The organism is Bacillus sp. SIMBA_008 (genome assembly GCF_046535495.1).
Taxonomy (GTDB): Bacteria; Bacillota; Bacilli; order Bacillales; family Bacillaceae; genus Bacillus; species Bacillus subtilis.
This window is the reverse complement of record NZ_JAWRWL010000606.1, coordinates 1-265: the sequence shown is the minus strand read 5'-3', so window position 1 is coordinate 265 and position 265 is coordinate 1. Positions and strand designations below refer to the sequence as shown.

Annotated in this window: 1 pseudogene; it reads right to left on the bottom strand. The window is 73.2% G+C overall.

Features of this window, described 5'->3' with window-relative positions:
* Window positions 1–265 (bottom strand): annotated as a pseudogene (locus SB658_RS24610) (hypothetical protein); the annotation flags it as partial.

The window sequence follows — 265 nt, the reverse complement described above, 5'->3', positions numbered from 1 at the left end:
CGGTGCGCCAGAGCACCGCGAGGCCGAGGACCGCGACCGGGAGGGCCATCGACGGCGTCCCGATCCACCACGACGACGAGGTGCCGAGCCACTCGAACGCGCCGAAGGCGCCCAGGATCGAGACGACGGCCGCACCGAAGGCGGCGGGGTTGAGGATGTGTCGCCCGCGCCACGCGATCAGGTACTTCGACAGGCTGGCCAGCGCGCCGGCGAGCGCCAGCCCGATCAGCGATGCCGGCTCCAGGCCCGGACGCAGGACGAAGAG